Source organism: Cupriavidus sp. P-10, assembly GCF_003402535.2.
In the GTDB taxonomy this organism is placed as follows: Bacteria; Pseudomonadota; Gammaproteobacteria; order Burkholderiales; family Burkholderiaceae; genus Cupriavidus.
In genome coordinates this window covers 2,239,367-2,255,057 of sequence record NZ_AP025170.1, presented here as the reverse complement: position 1 = coordinate 2,255,057, position 15,691 = coordinate 2,239,367, and the positions used below count along the sequence as shown (strand labels likewise).

15 protein-coding genes are annotated in these 15,691 nt (G+C 66.0%); 13 read left to right on the top strand and 2 right to left on the bottom strand.

Annotated features, from left to right (window positions below; all coding sequences use genetic code 11):
* Window positions 1–24 precede the first annotated feature (24 nt).
* The 4 genes from CTP10_RS10365 to CTP10_RS10350 are packed head-to-tail and all read left to right on the top strand — an operon-like array spanning window position 25 to window position 3,838.
* A complete protein-coding gene (locus CTP10_RS10365; protein ID WP_116320377.1) occupies window positions 25–942 on the top strand; it encodes a protein-L-isoaspartate(D-aspartate) O-methyltransferase in 918 nt (305 codons plus the stop codon).
* Between the two features lie 8 nt (window positions 943–950).
* On the top strand, window positions 951–1,814 hold the full coding sequence (locus CTP10_RS10360) for a peptidoglycan DD-metalloendopeptidase family protein (protein WP_116320378.1): 864 nt from the start codon (window positions 951–953) through the stop codon (window positions 1,812–1,814).
* A 6-nt stretch (window positions 1,815–1,820) separates the two neighbouring features.
* Window positions 1,821–3,002 carry an RNA polymerase sigma factor RpoS gene (gene rpoS / locus CTP10_RS10355; protein WP_116320379.1) on the top strand — a complete coding sequence of 394 codons (1,182 nt, stop codon included), beginning with the start codon at window positions 1,821–1,823 and terminating at the stop codon, window positions 3,000–3,002.
* Window positions 2,999–3,838 (top strand): 3'-5' exonuclease, encoded by an 840-nt coding sequence (locus tag CTP10_RS10350; protein WP_116320380.1) that lies wholly within the window; start codon window positions 2,999–3,001, stop codon window positions 3,836–3,838. Before rpoS ends, CTP10_RS10350 begins: the two co-directional genes overlap by 4 nt.
* Before the next feature lie 33 nt (window positions 3,839–3,871).
* Here the strand turns inward: CTP10_RS10350 and CTP10_RS10345 are convergent, their stop codons facing one another.
* Complete coding sequence (locus tag CTP10_RS10345) at window positions 3,872–4,726, bottom strand: endonuclease/exonuclease/phosphatase family protein (RefSeq protein WP_116320381.1); 855 nt, start codon at window positions 4,724–4,726, stop codon at window positions 3,872–3,874.
* A gap of 235 nt (window positions 4,727–4,961) precedes the next feature.
* On the opposite strand from CTP10_RS10345, the gene rlmD reads away from it, so the two are divergent.
* A complete protein-coding gene (gene rlmD / locus CTP10_RS10340) occupies window positions 4,962–6,266 on the top strand; it encodes a 23S rRNA (uracil(1939)-C(5))-methyltransferase RlmD (protein ID WP_233528179.1) in 1,305 nt (434 codons plus the stop codon).
* 68 nt (window positions 6,267–6,334) lie between these two features.
* Here rlmD and CTP10_RS10335 read toward each other — a convergent pair whose 3' ends face one another.
* Window positions 6,335–7,039, bottom strand: a complete 705-nt coding sequence (locus CTP10_RS10335) for a Bax inhibitor-1/YccA family protein (RefSeq protein WP_116320383.1) — start codon at window positions 7,037–7,039, stop codon at window positions 6,335–6,337.
* A 372-nt stretch (window positions 7,040–7,411) separates the two neighbouring features.
* Here CTP10_RS10335 and ndk point away from each other — a divergent pair, with 372 nt between their 5' ends.
* The 8 genes from ndk to bamB all read left to right on the top strand — a co-directional run bounded on the left by ndk (window position 7,412) and on the right by bamB (window position 15,491).
* The gene (gene ndk / locus CTP10_RS10330) at window positions 7,412–7,837 is read left to right on the top strand and encodes a nucleoside-diphosphate kinase (RefSeq protein WP_116320384.1); all 426 of its coding nucleotides are present in this window, start codon (window positions 7,412–7,414) and stop codon (window positions 7,835–7,837) included.
* 36 nt (window positions 7,838–7,873) lie between these two features.
* Window positions 7,874–9,028, top strand: coding sequence for a 23S rRNA (adenine(2503)-C(2))-methyltransferase RlmN (gene rlmN, locus CTP10_RS10325; protein ID WP_116320385.1), 1,155 nt, complete (start codon window positions 7,874–7,876; stop codon window positions 9,026–9,028).
* Window positions 9,025–9,804 (top strand): type IV pilus biogenesis/stability protein PilW, encoded by a 780-nt coding sequence (gene pilW / locus CTP10_RS10320; protein ID WP_116320386.1) that lies wholly within the window; start codon window positions 9,025–9,027, stop codon window positions 9,802–9,804. The genes rlmN and pilW overlap by 4 nt, the downstream gene beginning before the upstream one ends.
* A complete protein-coding gene (locus tag CTP10_RS10315) occupies window positions 9,797–10,789 on the top strand; it encodes a RodZ domain-containing protein (RefSeq protein WP_116320387.1) in 993 nt (330 codons plus the stop codon). Before pilW ends, CTP10_RS10315 begins: the two co-directional genes overlap by 8 nt.
* 52 nt (window positions 10,790–10,841) lie before the next feature.
* Window positions 10,842–12,134, top strand: coding sequence for a flavodoxin-dependent (E)-4-hydroxy-3-methylbut-2-enyl-diphosphate synthase (gene ispG / locus CTP10_RS10310; protein WP_116320388.1), 1,293 nt, complete (start codon window positions 10,842–10,844; stop codon window positions 12,132–12,134).
* Between the two features lie 38 nt (window positions 12,135–12,172).
* Entirely contained in the window at window positions 12,173–13,567 is a 1,395-nt protein-coding gene (gene hisS, locus CTP10_RS10305) for a histidine--tRNA ligase (RefSeq protein WP_116320389.1), read from the top strand.
* A gap of 65 nt (window positions 13,568–13,632) precedes the next feature.
* Window positions 13,633–14,265, top strand: coding sequence for a YfgM family protein (locus CTP10_RS10300; RefSeq protein WP_116320390.1), 633 nt, complete (start codon window positions 13,633–13,635; stop codon window positions 14,263–14,265).
* A gap of 50 nt (window positions 14,266–14,315) precedes the next feature.
* Window positions 14,316–15,491 carry an outer membrane protein assembly factor BamB gene (bamB, locus tag CTP10_RS10295; RefSeq protein WP_116320391.1) on the top strand — a complete coding sequence of 392 codons (1,176 nt, stop codon included), beginning with the start codon at window positions 14,316–14,318 and terminating at the stop codon, window positions 15,489–15,491.
* Window positions 15,492–15,691 lie beyond the last annotated feature (200 nt).

The following is a 15,691-nucleotide window of genomic DNA, read 5'->3' as shown; positions in this document are numbered from 1 at the left end:
CCGCTTCGCAGTGTCGCGCCCCCGATGAGTTCCACGCCCCGACGCAACAAGTTCCCCCTGCCGCTGGACGCGGTCGTTGAACGCAAGCCCGCACCGGCCCGCACCGCCGGCATGCCTGCCGTAGACGCCCGGCGCACGGGAACGTCCGCAGCGCCGCCGAAACCGGCCAAGGCAAGGCTGCCCCGTACCGCGGCGCCGGCGCCGGCGCCCGCACCCGCGAGCGCCGTGGAGCAGCGCGCCTCGGCGGCCACGGCCGGTGGGGGCGGCATGGCGTCCGCGCGCGCGCGCGCCGCGCTGGCGGCCCGGCTGCACGCCAGCGGCATCCGTGACGAGCGCGTGCTGTCGGCTATCGCTACGGTGCCGCGCCACCTGTTTGTAGAGCCGGGGCTGGCGTCGCAGGCGTATGAAGACGCCGCGTTGCCGATTGGCCACCAGCAGACCATTTCCAAGCCATCGGTGGTGGCGCGCATGATCGAGCTGCTGCGCGACGGCCTGGCCGCCGACACGCCGCTGGAGCGCGTGCTGGAGATCGGCACCGGTTGCGGCTACCAGGCCGCTGTGCTGAGCCAGGTAGCGCGCGAAGTCTTCTCGATCGAGCGCATCCGGCCGTTGCACGAGCAGGCCAAGGCGAACCTGCGCCCGCTGCGCGTACCCAACCTGCGCCTGCACTATGGCGACGGCATGCTCGGCCTGCCCCAGGCGGCACCGTTCTCGGCCATCATCCTGGCCGCCGCCGGCATGGAGGTGCCACAGGCGCTGCTGGAGCAACTGGAAGTAGGCGGGCGGCTGATCGCCCCGGTGGCCGTGGTGCCGCCGGCGGGCGTGCCCGGCCAGACCGTGACGCAGCAGTTGCTGCTGATCGAGCGGCGCAACCGCCATCGCTTTCACAGAACCGCGCTTGAAGCCGTTTTCTTTGTGCCCTTAAAATCGGGCACCATCTGAGTCGAACTATGCACAACATCGTGAAATCGCAATATTTCGCACGCGCCGGTCAACTTTTTACGGCTTCCGCGCTGACGGCCCTGCTGGCCGCATGCGCCAATTCGCCGATGCCGGCCCCTGTCGTTGACCGCACCTCCATCTCGGGCGCCGCCGCCGCGTCGACGGAACCAGCCCCGCCGGGATACTATCGGGTCAAGCGAGGCGATACGCTTTATCGAATCGCCCTGGAAAACGGCCAGTCGTACCGCGATGTGGCCACCTGGAACAACCTGTCCAACGTGAACCAGATCGAAGTTGGCCAGTTGTTGCGCATCGTGCCGCCAGGTGCCGACGTCAACACTGCGCCCGGGGTTTCCACTACGCCGATCGCCCCGGCCACGGTGCAGGCCCAGCCGATCGACCAGGCGCGCCCGCCGGGCGCGCCTGTGCCACCGCCGGCAGCCGCAGCGCCGGCGCCGGCAACGCCCGCGGCAGCGGCCGCCACCTCGGCCGCACCGGTTGCGGATGGGGCGATGAAGCTGGCCTGGCCGGCGACCGGCCAGATGGTTGCCAAATTCGATGACAAGGGTAATAAAGGCATCGATATTGCGGGCAAGAAGGGCGACGCGGTATTGGCCGCCGATGATGGCCGAGTGATTCACGTTGGCCCCTTGCGCGGCTACGGGAATCTTGTCATCATCAAACACAACGAGACATTTCTTACTGCGTACGGGCACAACGAAAAGGTGCTCGTGACAGAGCAATCGGCGGTTCGCAAGGGCCAGAAGATTGCGGAGATGGGCAACAGTGATACCGACCGGGTGAAGCTTCACTTCGAAGTTCGCAAGAACGGAAAACCGGTTGATCCGATGCGGTACCTGCCGCCACAGTGAGGGTTCATGCCACGCCAGAAAACTGTCTCTTCCGGAACAACTGTCAGCAGGGCTCGCCGTCCCAAGCAGCCGGAAGTGAAGGCTGGTGTGGCACATCCCGACGAGCACGCCGACGCGCAAGCATTCGAGCCGGATCTCGCTGCCGAGCTGATTCCCGTGACCGACGAGCCGATCGCCACGTCCACTTCGGTGGGCCTGCGCGAAGCGGACCTGCTCGCCGACGACAATGACCGCCATCTGCGCGAAGACGACGATGACGAGTCTGAGGACGAGGAAGACAGCGAAGGCGAGAACGGCAGCGACGGCGCAGCAGCGGAACACGACGACTTCCGCACGGTGCTGCATACCGAGCTGGCCGCCGACACCGTCCAGCATTACCTGAACCGCATCAGCATCAAGCCGCTGTTGTCCGCGCCGGAGGAACTGCATTTCTCCACGCTGGCCAAGGACGGCGACTTTGCCGCGCGCCAGGTCATGATCGAGCGCAACCTGCGGCTGGTGGTCAGCATCGCCAAGGGTTACCTCAATCGCGGCGTGCCGCTGCTCGACCTGATCGAGGAAGGCAACCTCGGCCTGATGCACGCAATCGAGAAATTCGATCCGTCGCGCGGGTTCCGCTTCTCGACCTATGCAACCTGGTGGATCCGCCAGAGCATCGAGCGCGCCATCATGAACCAGGCCCGCACCGTTCGCCTGCCGGTGCACGTGATCCGCGAACTGAACCAGGTGCTGCGCGCCAAGCGCCATCTGGAGAAGGGCGGCACGGACGGGCGCGACGCCAGCCTGGAAGACATCGCCCACCTGCTGGGCAAGACGCCGGACGAAGTGCAGGACGTCCTGGCACTCAACGAACATACCACCTCGCTCGATACGCCGTTCGACCTCGATCCCGGCTCGAGCCTCCTGGATTTCCTCTCCGACGAGCACAATGCCGCCCCTGACCAGGAGGTGGCGCACCGCGAGCTGGAAGGGCTGATGAAGCTCTGGCTTGCGCGCTTGTCGGAAAAGCATCGCTATGTGGTAGAGCGCCGCTTCGGCCTCAACCATATCGAGCCCGCCACGCTGGAAGAGCTTGCCGAGGAAATGGGCCTCACGCGCGAGCGCGTACGGCAGATCCAGCAGGAGGCGCTGGTCAAGCTCAAGCGGCATTTCGCTTCGCAAGGTGTCAGGAAGGACGCCGTTTTATGACCCCTGTGCTGGTATTCGACATCGAGACCATTCCCGATGTCGCCGGCCTGCGCCGTTTGCATGACCACCCCGATGCGATGAGCGACGGCGAAGTCGCCGAACACGCCTTCGCCGCCCGCCGCGAGAAAACCGGCAGCGATTTCCTGCCGCACTACCTGCAACGCGTTGCTGCAATTTCCTGCGTGCTGCGGCGCACGCATCGCGATGGCTCGGCGGTGTTCCACGTGGGTTCGCTCGGTGCCGCCGAGGACAACGAGGCCACGCTGATCCAGAAGTTCTACGAACTGATCGCCCGGTACAGCCCGCAACTGGTTTCATGGAACGGTGGCGGCTTCGACCTGCCCGTGCTGCATTACCGCGGCCTGGTCAACGGCGTCACCGCGCCGCGCTACTGGGAGATGGGCGAGGGCCGCGAGGACGACAGCCGCGACTTCAAGTGGAACAACTACATCAGCCGCTATCACATGCGGCACCTGGACCTGATGGACCTGCTGGCGATGTACCAGCCGCGCGCCAGCGCGCCGCTGGATGACCTGGCCAAGCTGTGCGGTTTCCCGGGCAAGATGGGGATGGATGGCAGCAAGGTCTGGCACGCTTACCAGGCCGGCCAGCTCGACGAGATCCGCGCCTATTGCGAGACCGACGTCGTCAACACCTACCTGATGTACTGCCGTTTCCAGCTGATGCGCGGGGGCATGTCGCCGCGCGAGTTCGACATGGAGATGGCGCTTGTCCAGGAATCGCTGGCGGAACTGCCCGGCGAACAGTGGATGGAATACCTGCAGGCCTTCCGCCTGCAGCGTCTCACGCCCGAAGTCGACGACTTCGAGGACTGATCGCGCCGGCATCCGCCGGCATGCGCCACGGCCTTACAGGTCCAGCGACAGCAGGATCGGCTGGTGGTCCGAGTCGGCGGTATCCGCGTTGACCTCGCAACGCCGGATCCGCGCAGCCAGATTGTCCGTGACGAGCATGAAATCGCAGGCGAATGGTGGCTCGGGCCATTGCTCCTTGTCATGGATGGCGCAGGTCGGTTCGTGCGGCTGGCCAGGATGCGCCTGCAGCCAGGCGTCGCGCCATGGCGTGGTGGCATCTTCGAACGGCTCCAGCATGCGGCGATAGGCAATGTCGTCGGGTTTGCTGTTGAAGTCGCCGCAGAGGATGGCCTCGGCGGGGCGCGGCTCCGGGGTGAACGGGCCGGGCCACTTTTCGCTACGGCCGGGGCGTCGCGCATGGTCGCAGGCCTGGGCATGCCAGTCGCGCAGCGCTTCGGCCTGTGCAGCGCGCTGAAGCGCCGAATAATACTCAAGATGCGTGCAGATCACGCGCAGCCGCTGCGTACCGGCCTCCACGGTGACTTCCAGCGCCACGCGCGGCATCGACGCCACTTGCGGATCCGCCGGCCACGGCAATGCATGGCGGAATACCTCGCGTACCGGTAGCCGCGTAGCAACCATGTTGCCAAATTGCTTGCGCGCGCCGTTGCGGTCGCGGCGGTCGACGCCCGACGCAAACAGCAAGTGGTAGCCTGGCAGCAGGGCTGTCAGCTCGGCCACCTGGTCGTCGCCCGGCTTGCCGCGCAGTTCACCGAAGCCGCGTGTGACTTCCTGCAGGCAGATCACGTCGGCATCGGCCATCGCGCGCAGGGTGTCCACCTGCCGCGCCAGGTCCACGCGCCCGTCCGCGCCGCGGCCCCATTGAATATTCCACGAAATCAGTTCCATGCAAGCCTCCATCGTTGACCCGACAGGTCTGGCATACAATCGCGCTTTCGTAAAACAATACGTCAGGTTTCATCTGGTGTCCCAAGCCGTGTCCTCCCCACAAGAAACGTCCGCCGTTGTGCCCGAAACAGCCGCATCGGGTGCCGCTCCCGCCGCAAAAGAGGCCCGTGGCCGTGGCAATGCCAGTGGCAATGCTCCCGCCGCCGACCCCGTGGTGTCTATCGACAGCCTCGACATGGAGGCGCGCGGCGTCGGCCGCCTGGTGAACGAGGACGGCACGCCTGGCAAGGTCATCTTTGTCGAAGGCGCACTGCCCGGAGAAACCGTCAGCTACCGCAGCTATCGCCGCAAGCCCAGCTACGAGCAGGCGCACCTTGGCGAAGTCCTGCAGGAATCGGTGATGCGCGTGAAGCCGGGCTGCCAGCATTTCGGCGTCTGCGGCGGGTGCTCCATGCAGCATCTGGATTCGCGCGCGCAACTGGCGATCAAGCAGCGTGTGCTGGAAGACAACCTGTGGCACCTCTCCAAGGTCAAGCCCGACGTGATGTTCAGGCCGATCGCCGGTCCGGACTGGGGCTACCGCTACCGTGCGCGCCTGACCGTGCGCCACGTGGTGAAGAAGGGCGGCGTGCTGGTGGGCTTCCATGAGCGCAAGAGCAGCTATGTCGCCGACATGACCCGCTGCGAAATCCTGCCGCCGCATGTGTCGGCGATGCTGGTGCCGCTGCGCGAACTGGTGGTCGGGCTGTCGATCCGCGATCGCATGCCGCAGATCGAGCTGGCCGTCGGGCAGGAAGTGACGGCGCTGGTGCTGCGCATCCTCGAGCCCCTGACCGACGCCGACAAGGACCTGCTGCGCGCCTTTGCCGATGCGTACAAGGTGCAGTTCTGGCTGCAGCCGAAGGGGCCGGACACGGTCTACCCGTTCTACCCGACCGACGTCGAGCTGGCCTATACACTGCCGGAATTCGGCATCCGCATGCCGTTCAAGCCGACCGACTTCACGCAGGTGAACCACCAGATCAACCGCGTGCTGATCGGACGCGCGCTGCGCCTGCTGGACGTGAAGCCGGGCGACCGCCTGCTCGACCTGTTCTGCGGCATCGGCAATTTCACGCTGCCGCTGGCCACGCAGGGCAGGTCGGTGATGGGCATCGAAGGCAGCGAGGCGCTGACCACGCGCGCGCTGGCCAATGCGGAATACAACGGGCTGGCCGCCAGGACCGAGTTCGCGTGCCGCAACCTGTTCGAGGTCACGGCCGACGACATCGCCGCGCTGGGCCGCTTCGACCGCTGGCTGGTCGACCCGCCGCGCGAAGGCGCGCTCGCGGTGAGCAAGGCGCTCGGCGAACTGGCGCAGCAGGGCAGCGACGTGCTGCCGCGGCGCATCGTCTATGTGTCGTGCAGTCCCGCCACGCTGGCGCGCGATGCAGGCCTGCTGGTGCACGAGGCGGGCTACCGCCTGAGCGGCGCCGGCGTGGTCAATATGTTCCCGCACACGTCCCACGTGGAGTCGATCGCGGTGTTCGACCGCGACTGATCTTGCGGCGTGCCACCAAAGAAAAAGCCGGCCATCCGGCCGGCTTTTTCATGCCGCGGCGTTTACCGTCATTCCCGGTTGCCGCTGAAGATGCCCAGCAGCGCCAGCAGGTTGGCGAAGACGTTGTACACGTCCAGGTAGATCGCCAGCGTGGCGGTGATGTAGTTGGTCTCGCCGCCATTCACCACGCGCTGTACATCGAACAGGATGTACGCCGAGAAGATACCGATCGCGATCACCGACACCGTGATCATCAGCGCCGGCAGCTGCAGCCAGATATTGGCAACGCTGGCCAGGATCAGCAGGATCACGCCGACGAACAGGAATTTGCCCAGGCCGGAGAAATCGCGCTTGCTGACGGTGGCGATGGTCGCCATCGCGCCGAACACTGCCGCCGTGCCGCCAAAGGCGTACATGATCAGCGCCGGCCCGTTGGAAAACGTTAGCGTTGCGCTGATCAGGCGCGACAGCATCAGCCCCATGAAGAACGTGAACGCCAGCAACAGGACCACGCCCATGCTGCTGTTCTTGGTCTTCTCGATGGCGAAGAAGAACCCGAACGCGATAGCCAGGAACAGGATCAGCGACAAGCCGGGGCTGCCCGCCATGAAGCTGAAGCCGGTGGCCACGCCGACCCACGCACCGAGCACGGTGGGGATCATCGAGAGGGCCAGCAGCCAGTAAGTGTTGCGCAAGACCCGATTGCGAACGACGACGTCAGTGACGGTCGACGCACTGTTGCCGAAACCGTAGGTATTCAGCTTGTTATCCATGGTGACTCCTGTCTCAAAACGGTGAGGCGCCGGGCCTGTCCGAAAGAAAGAGAATTTTCGGATCGACCGCGGACGGAACCATCGTCAATGTGGCATCTGGTTGGCCGAATTGCAAGGGCGGGGTAATCCCGCGGGCACCCATGCCCCTGTTTCAGCCCATCCAGCGCTGCCTTCGTTTGACGGATGCGGGGGCGCCACGTTCCGGACATGACAAGGATGTAATGTGCAGCCAGTGCTACTTGCGGCGAGGATGTGCCTTTCGACCGGTTACACCTGTGCCAGAGCGGCCCAGACCCTCGAAAGGGTCATCGTCTTCGTGCTAGAATTGCACGTTTAATCCATTTGTAACCCCTTCATTTTTCGGAGTTTTTCATGGCGATCGAACGCACCCTGTCGATTATCAAGCCGGATGCCGTGGCCAAGAACGTCATTGGCCAGATCTACGCCCGTTTCGAGGCCGCCGGCCTGAAGATCGTTGCTGCCAAGATGGTGCACCTGTCGCGCGGCGAAGCCGAGCAATTCTATGCGGTCCACAAGGAGCGCCCGTTCTTCAAGGACCTGGTCGACTTCATGGTTTCGGGCCCGGTCATCATCCAGGCACTGGAAGGCGAAAACGCTATCGCCAAGCACCGTGACCTGATGGGCGCCACCGACCCGAAGAAGGCCGACAAGGGCACCATCCGCGCCGACTTCGCCGACAGCATCGACGCCAACGCCGTGCACGGCTCGGACGCCGCGGAAACCGCTGCCGTGGAAATCGCCTTCTTCTTCCCGGGCATGAACGTCTACAGCCGCTGATTGGCTGCTGACTGAACTGAAGCTGAGTTTGCCGTCATGAACAATCTCGTCAACCTGCTCGACCTCGACGCGGACGCGCTCACTGCTTATTGCGGCGAGCTCGGCGAGAAGCCGTTCCGTGCGCGGCAATTGCAACGCTGGATCCACCACTACGGTGCCAGCCGCTTCGACGCCATGTCGGATCTCGCCAAGTCGCTGCGCGAAAAGCTCTCGACCCGGGCCGAGATCCGCGCGCCTGCCGCCATCACCGACAACCTGTCGGCCGACGGCACGCGCAAGTGGCTGCTCGACGTCGGCCAGGGCAACGCGGTGGAAACGGTGTACATCCCCGAGGAAACGCGTGGCACGCTGTGCGTCTCCTCGCAGGCGGGCTGCGCGGTCAACTGCCGCTTCTGCTCGACCGGCAAGCAGGGCTTCTCTCGCAACCTGACCACGGGCGAGATCATTGGCCAGCTGTGGATGGCGGAGTTCGCCATGCGCGAGCAACTGGGCCGTGGCCCCAAGGACGACCGCGTCATCTCCAACGTGGTGATGATGGGCATGGGCGAGCCGCTGCTGAACTACGATGCCGTGGTGCCGGCCATGCGGCTGATGCTGGACGACAACGCCTACGGCCTGTCGCGGCGCCGCGTGACGCTGTCCACCTCGGGCGTGGTGCCGATGATGGACCGGCTGTCGAAGGACCTGCCGGTGGCCCTTGCCGTGTCGCTGCACGCCTCCAACGACGCGCTGCGTGACGTGCTGGTGCCGCTGAACAAGAAGTACCCGCTGGCCGAACTGATGGCGGCATGCCGCCGCTACCTGGAATTCGCGCCGCGCGATTTCATTACTTTTGAATACTGCATGCTGGACGGCGTCAACGACGGTGTCGAGCATGCGCGGGAACTGCTGAAGCTTGTCGCCGACGTGCCGTGCAAGTTCAACCTGATCCCGTTCAACCCGTTCCCCGAGTCGGGCCTGAAGCGTTCCAACAACGAGCAGATCCGGCGCTTCGCGCAGGTGCTGATGGACGCGGGCATCGTGACCACCATTCGCAAGACGCGCGGCGATGATATCGACGCGGCTTGCGGGCAACTGGCCGGGGAAGTGAAGGACCGTACCCGCCTGGCCGAGCGCGGCAAGTTCGGCAAGATCACGCCACTGGTGCCGGTCAACAGCGCCGGCCAGCCTCGGGAGGCTCGCCCTGCATGATCCGTCTGATCGCTGCGGCCCTGTTCGGGCTGCTGATGTTGTCCGGCTGCCAGCTGCCGCACTCGCCGGCGCAGGATCTCCAGACCGCTTCCGACCAGACCGATGCAAGGCGCCGCGCCGGCATCCGGCTGCAGCTGGCCACCAACTATCTCGAGGCCGGCCAGAATGCGGTCGCGCTTGACGAGATCAAGCAGGCGATCGCCATCGATCCGTCGCTCGCGGATGCCTACCATGTGCGCGCGCTGATCTATATGAACATGAACGAGCAGGCGCTGGCCGACGACAGCTTCCGCACTGCGGTGTCGATGCGCGGCAACGACGGCGATCTGCTCAACAACTACGGCTGGTTCCTGTGCCAGTCGGGCCGATATGGCGACGCCGTGCCGATGCTGCAGCGCGCCGTGTCGGCGCCGTCGGCGGGTGGGCCGGTGAAGCCGCTGATCAGCCTGGGCGCGTGCGAGCTGCGTCGCGGCAACAGCGCCGAGGCGGAAAAGAACCTGAAGGCTGCGCTCGGCTACGACCGCAATAATCCGGTGGCAAACACCAATCTGGCACTGGTCTACTATCGGCGCGGCGATTTCGCGCAGGCCCGGCAGTATGCCCAGCGCGTCAACAGCAGCCAATTTGTCAGTGCGCAATCCCTCTGGCTGGGAGCGCGCATTGCACATCGCCAGGGCGATGGCCGCACGCAGGATGCGCTGGTCGCGCAGCTGCGCAGCCGCTTCCCCGATTCGCGTGAGTTGACCGCCTACGAACAAGGAGCATGGGATGAGTGAGCACGACCGCGCCGCAGGCCAGGCCGTACCGACGCAATATGTCGGCGGTGGCGCGCACGAAGGGGACCGTGAAGCCGCCGCGCGGGAGATCGGCGCGGCACTGACGCGCGAGCGCGAAGCGCAGCGGCTGTCGGTGGAAGACGTCAGCGCGCGCCTGAAAGTGGCGGCGCCGAAGCTGCGCGCGATCGAAGCCGGCGACCTGCAGGCGCTGCCTGACGTGACCTTCGCCAAGGGCGTGATGCGGGCCTACGCGCGCATGCTGCATGTCGATATCGACGCGCTGCTGGCGCGCTTCCAGCCGCCGGTGGCACAGGTGGCCGAGATTGCACGCCAGCGCGAGGGCAGCATCAATGCCGCATTCGACGACCGCAAGCGCTTCCGCACCGGCGGCGCGGGCGGCCGCTGGGTCTGGCTGGCGCTGGTCGCCGTGGTGCTGGCTGCCGGTGGCTGGTTTGGCCTGGACCACATCCGCCAGTGGATCGAGACGCGCAGCAGCGCGAGCGAGGCCGTGGCCACGGAAGAACATGCCGCCGCGCAATCGACCGAACCCGGCACGGTGACCGCGGCACTGCCGCCGGTGATGGCCGCCGCCGACTCGCCGGCGCCGTCGGCCGAGACCACGCCGGCCAGCGCCGTGGCGGCGCCTGCCGAGCCGGCATCGGCCGCGATTGTTGCGCCTGCTGTTGCGCCTGTTGTTGCGCCTTCTGCTGCCGCGCCTGCAGCGGCACCGGCAGCGCCGGCAGGCCAGGGCGAACTGCAGATGCGTTTTGCCGGCGACACCTGGTATGAAATCCGCGACAGCAGCGGCAAGATCGTGCTGGGCGGCACGGCCAAGGCCGGCCAGGCCGTGGCCGGTGGCGGCAAGGCCCCGTACAAGGTGGTGATCGGCAACGTCAAAGGTGTCGAGTCCTTGACGCGCAACGGCGAGGCGGTCGACCTGAAGGCAGCCAACCGCAACAACGTGGCGCGCCTGACGCTGCCCTGATCCGGGCCGGCGAGAGGTGCGGCGCAGTGCGTCTATGCAAGGTGGTAATGCTATGAACCAACAGCTCTGTCTCCCGGTCCTGCCCGGCTCGCTGCCGCGCCGCCAGACGCGCCAGGCGCGCGTCGTGTGGGGCGACAACGTGGTGACCATCGGCGGCGACGCTCCGGTGCGCGTGCAGTCGATGACCAACACGGACACGGTCGATGCCATCGGCACGGCGATCCAGGTCAAGGAACTGGCGCGCGCGGGTTCGGAGATCGTGCGCATCACGGTGAATACCCCCGAGGCGGCCGCCGCGGTGCCGTCGATCCGCGAACAGCTCGACCGCATGGGCGTCGATGTGCCGCTGGTGGGCGATTTCCACTACAACGGCCACAAGTTGCTGCAGGACTATCCGGCCTGCGCCGAGGCGCTGTCGAAGTACCGCATCAACCCGGGCAACGTGGGGCAGGGCGCCAAGCGCGATACGCAGTTCGCGCAGATGATCGAGATGGCGTGCCGTTACAACAAGCCGGTGCGCATCGGCGTGAACTGGGGCAGCCTCGACCAGGACCTGCTGGCGCGCATCATGGACGAGAACGCCTCGCGTGCCGAGCCGTGGCCGGCGCAGAGCGTGATGATCGAGGCGCTGATCACGTCGGCGATCGAGTCCGCGAAGAAGGCCGAGGAAATCGGCCTGCCGGGCAACCAGATCATCCTGTCGTGCAAGGTGTCACAGGTGCAGGAGCTGATCGCGGTCTACCGCGACCTGGCGCGCCGCTGCGAGTACGCGCTGCATCTGGGCCTGACCGAGGCGGGCATGGGCAGCAAGGGCATCGTCGCTTCCACCGCGGCGCTGTCGGTGCTGCTGCAGGAAGGCATCGGCGATACCGTCCGCATCTCGCTGACGCCGGAGCCCGGCGCCCCGCGCGAGAAGGAAGTTTATGTGGGGCAGGAAATCCTGCAGACCATGGGCCTGCGCAACTTCACCCCGATGGTGATTGCATGCCCGGGATGTGGCCGTACCACCAGCACGGTGTTCCAGGAGCTTGCGGCAAGCATCCAGACGTACCTGCGCGAGCAGATGCCGCATTGGAAAACCGCCTATCCGGGCGTCGAGGAGATGGATGTGGCCGTGATGGGCTGCATCGTCAACGGCCCGGGCGAGAGCAAGCACGCCAATATCGGCATTTCGCTGCCGGGCTCGGGCGAGTCGCCCGCGGCGCCGGTGTTCGTCGATGGCGTCAAGGTGAAGACGCTGCGTGGCGAGCGTATTGCCGAGGAATTCCAGGCGATCGTCGACGAGTACGTTCGCACGCATTACGGCCCGGGCGCTGCACGGGCCGATAAAGAAGTGGCAGCCTGAGCCGCACCGGCCAGGCCCGAGAAGCTGACAAGAACAGAATGACGCAATCCGATAACGCAGCCGCCGCCGGCGCTGCCAATACCGAACCGAAGGCTGAACCGAAGGCCGTGCAGAAGGTGAAGCCCGCCAAGGCCCTGCAGGGCGTGAAGGGCATGAACGACATGCTGCCGGCCGACGCGCCGCTGTGGGAGCATTTCGAGAATGCCGCACGCGCCATGCTGCGCGCCTACGGCTACCAGCAGTTGCGTACGCCGATCGTCGAGCACACGCAGTTGTTCGTGCGCGGCATCGGCGAGGTGACCGACATCGTCGAGAAGGAGATGTATTCCTTCACCGATGCGCTCAACGGCGAGCAACTGACGCTGCGTCCCGAAGGCACCGCCGCCGCCGTGCGCGCGACCATCGAACACAACCTGCTGTACGACGGCCCCAAGCGCCTGTGGTACACCGGCCCGATGTTCCGCCATGAGCGTCCGCAGCGCGGCCGCTATCGCCAGTTCCACCAGCTGGGCGCCGAGGCACTGGGCTTCGCCGGTCCGGACGTCGACGCCGAGATCATCCTGATGTGCCAGCGCCTGTGGGACGACCTGGGCCTGGTCGGCGTGCGCCTGGAAATCAATTCGCTGGGGCAGGCCGATGAGCGTGCCGCCCACCGCGAGGAGCTGATCAAGTACCTGGAAGGCTTCCAGGACATCCTGGACGAGGACAGCAAGCGCCGCCTGTACACCAACCCGCTGCGCGTGCTGGATACCAAGAATCCGGCGCTGCAGGAAATGGCCGCCAACGCACCCAAGCTGATCGACTTCCTGGGCGAAGAGTCGCTGGCGCACTTCGAGGGCGTGCAGCGCCTCCTCAAGGCCAACAACATTCCGTTCAAGATCAATCCGCGCCTGGTGCGCGGGCTGGACTACTACAACCTGACGGTATTCGAGTGGATCACCGACAAGCTCGGCGCGCAGGGCACCATCGCCGGGGGCGGCCGCTATGACCCGCTGATCGCGCAGATGGGCGGCAAGCCGGCACCCGCTTGCGGCTGGGCCATGGGCGTCGAGCGCATCATCGAGCTGATTCGCGAAGAGGGCGTTGTGCCCGACGCCGTCGGTTGCGATATCTACCTCGTGCACCAGGGCGAAGCCGCCGCGCAGCAGGCCATGATCGCGGCCGAGCGGCTGCGCGACGCCGGCCTCGACGTGGTGCTGCATGCCAGCGCCGATGGCAAGGGCGGCAGCTTCAAGTCGCAGATGAAGCGTGCCGATTCAAGCGGCGCGGCCTATGCCGTTATCATTGGCGACGACGAAGTGGCCGCTGGCGTGGTCCAGGTCAAGGAACTTCGCCAGCGCGATCAGGCCGAAGGCGGTGGGCAACAAGCCACCGTGCAGGCCGACGGCCTGGTCGACTACCTGATCGACGCCATGGTCGGCGCCAGCGAATAAGCGCGCACTGACCACACCGTCATCCAAGACGCCCGTATCCAACCAACGCAGGTGATTGCCTCGACATGGCTTACGATCTAGAAGAACAGGAACAGCTTGAGAATCTGAAGGCCTGGTGGCGCCAGTATGGCAATGCGCTGACCTGGGTACTTATCATCGCGCTGTTGGCATTTGCCGGCTGGAACGGCTGGAAGTACTGGGAGCGCAAGCAGGCCGGCGAGGCCGCGGTGCTGTACGAGCAGGTGCTCAAGGCCGCCGAGGCGCGCGATGTCGAACGCATCAAGCGCGCCGCGACCGACCTGGAAGACAAGTTCGGGCGTACCGCCTATGGCCAGATGAGTGCGCTGGTCGCCGGCCGCGTGCTGTATGACGCGGGTGACCTGGCCGCCGCCAAGACCCAGTTGCAGTGGGCCATCGACCACGGCGACGAAGAATACGCACATCTGGCACGGGTGCGCCTGGCCGGCGTGCTGCTCGACGAAAAGGCCTATGACAAAGGCCTTGCGCTGCTGAAGGACGAACCGCCGGCAGCGTTCGCGTCGCTGTATGCCGACCGTCGCGGCGACCTGCTCGCAGCGCAGGACAAGCGCGACGACGCGCGCGCTGCCTATCGCAAGGCGCTGGACAAGCTGGGCGAGGCCGAGCCGGCCACGCGCCAGATCATCCAGTTCAAGCTCGATGCGCTGGGCGCGGCCTGATGCGGCCGCACGCGCTTTGTGGCATCACGCAAAACCAGGATCGTAACCTTATGACGTCAGTGCTTTCCCGTGCCGTACATCGCCAGCCCGCCCGTACCATGACCCGTGCGCTGGTGGCGGCTGCCTGCCTGGCCGCGCTGGGCGGCTGCTCGCTGTTCAGCAAGGAAAACAAGCACCCGCCCGCCGAACTCAAGCCGGTTTCGGCCACGCTGACGGTGCGCCAGGCGTGGAAGGCCGATGTGGGCAAGAGCGGCCCGTATTCGATGCAGCCTGCCGCGGCGGGCAACAATGTCTACGTGTCGTCCAATAACGGCAACGTGATGGCGCTGGAAGGTGCCTCCGGGCGCGTGCTGTGGAAGGCCAAGACGGACCTGGACCTGACCTCGGGGCCGGGCAGCGATGGCTCGGTGACCGCGGTCGCTGGCGAGAAGGGTGCGATCTACGCCTTTGACGCCAGCGGCAAGCAGATCTGGAAGAAGCAGGTCAACGGCGAGGTGCTGTCCGCGCCGCTGGTCGGCAACGGCCTGGTGGTGGTGCGCACCACCGACACGCGCGTGTTCGGCCTCGATGCCGAGACCGGCGAGCGCCGGTGGATCTACCAGCGCTCGCAGACGCCGCTGAACCTGCGTGCTTCGATGGGCATGGTGTTTGCCGGCGACGGTATCGTGATGGGCTTCCCAGGCGGCAAGCTGGGCGTGCTGACGCCGGGCAACGGCGTGTTGCGCTGGGAAAGCACGGTGTCCTATCCCAAGGGCGTGTCCGAGATCGAACGGCTGAACGATGTCACCGGCCAGCCGATGATCAGCGGCCGCCAGGTTTGCGCCACGACCTTCCAGGGGCGCGTGGCCTGCCTGGAACTGGCCACCGGCCAGCCACAGTGGGGCAAGGATTTCTCGTCGCCGAGCGGTCCCGCGCAGGATGACAATGCGATCTATGCCAGCGACGAGCAGTCGGTCGTGCATGCCTTCGACCGCCAGAACGGCAACGAGCGCTGGAAGAACGACCAGATGCGCAACCGCCGCCTGGGTGCGCCGCTGGCACTGGGTCGCTCGGTGGTGATGGGCGACTTCGAAGGCTATGTCCACTTCCTGTCGCGCGAGGACGGCCAGGTTGTCGCCCGTATGAAAACCGATGGCAGCGCCATCACCGCCGCGCCGGTGGTGGCGGGGCAGACGCTGGTGATTCAGACCCGTGACGGCGACGTCTTCGGGTTCCAGCCGGGCTGACCAGCAAGCAGTGCGCGCTGCCGTACACCTGTCGGTACGGTGCGCGCCTAATCCGGTAGCATGATCCCTGGTCGTGCGGCAAATTGCGCAGCGGGTCGCTGACCAGCGCCGCGCCCCCGACAGGACAAGCGGCACGCGCGCCCACCGGGCGCGCGTGCCGTCGGATCCATTGACTCCGGAGTAACCGGGGGGCGGCAGGT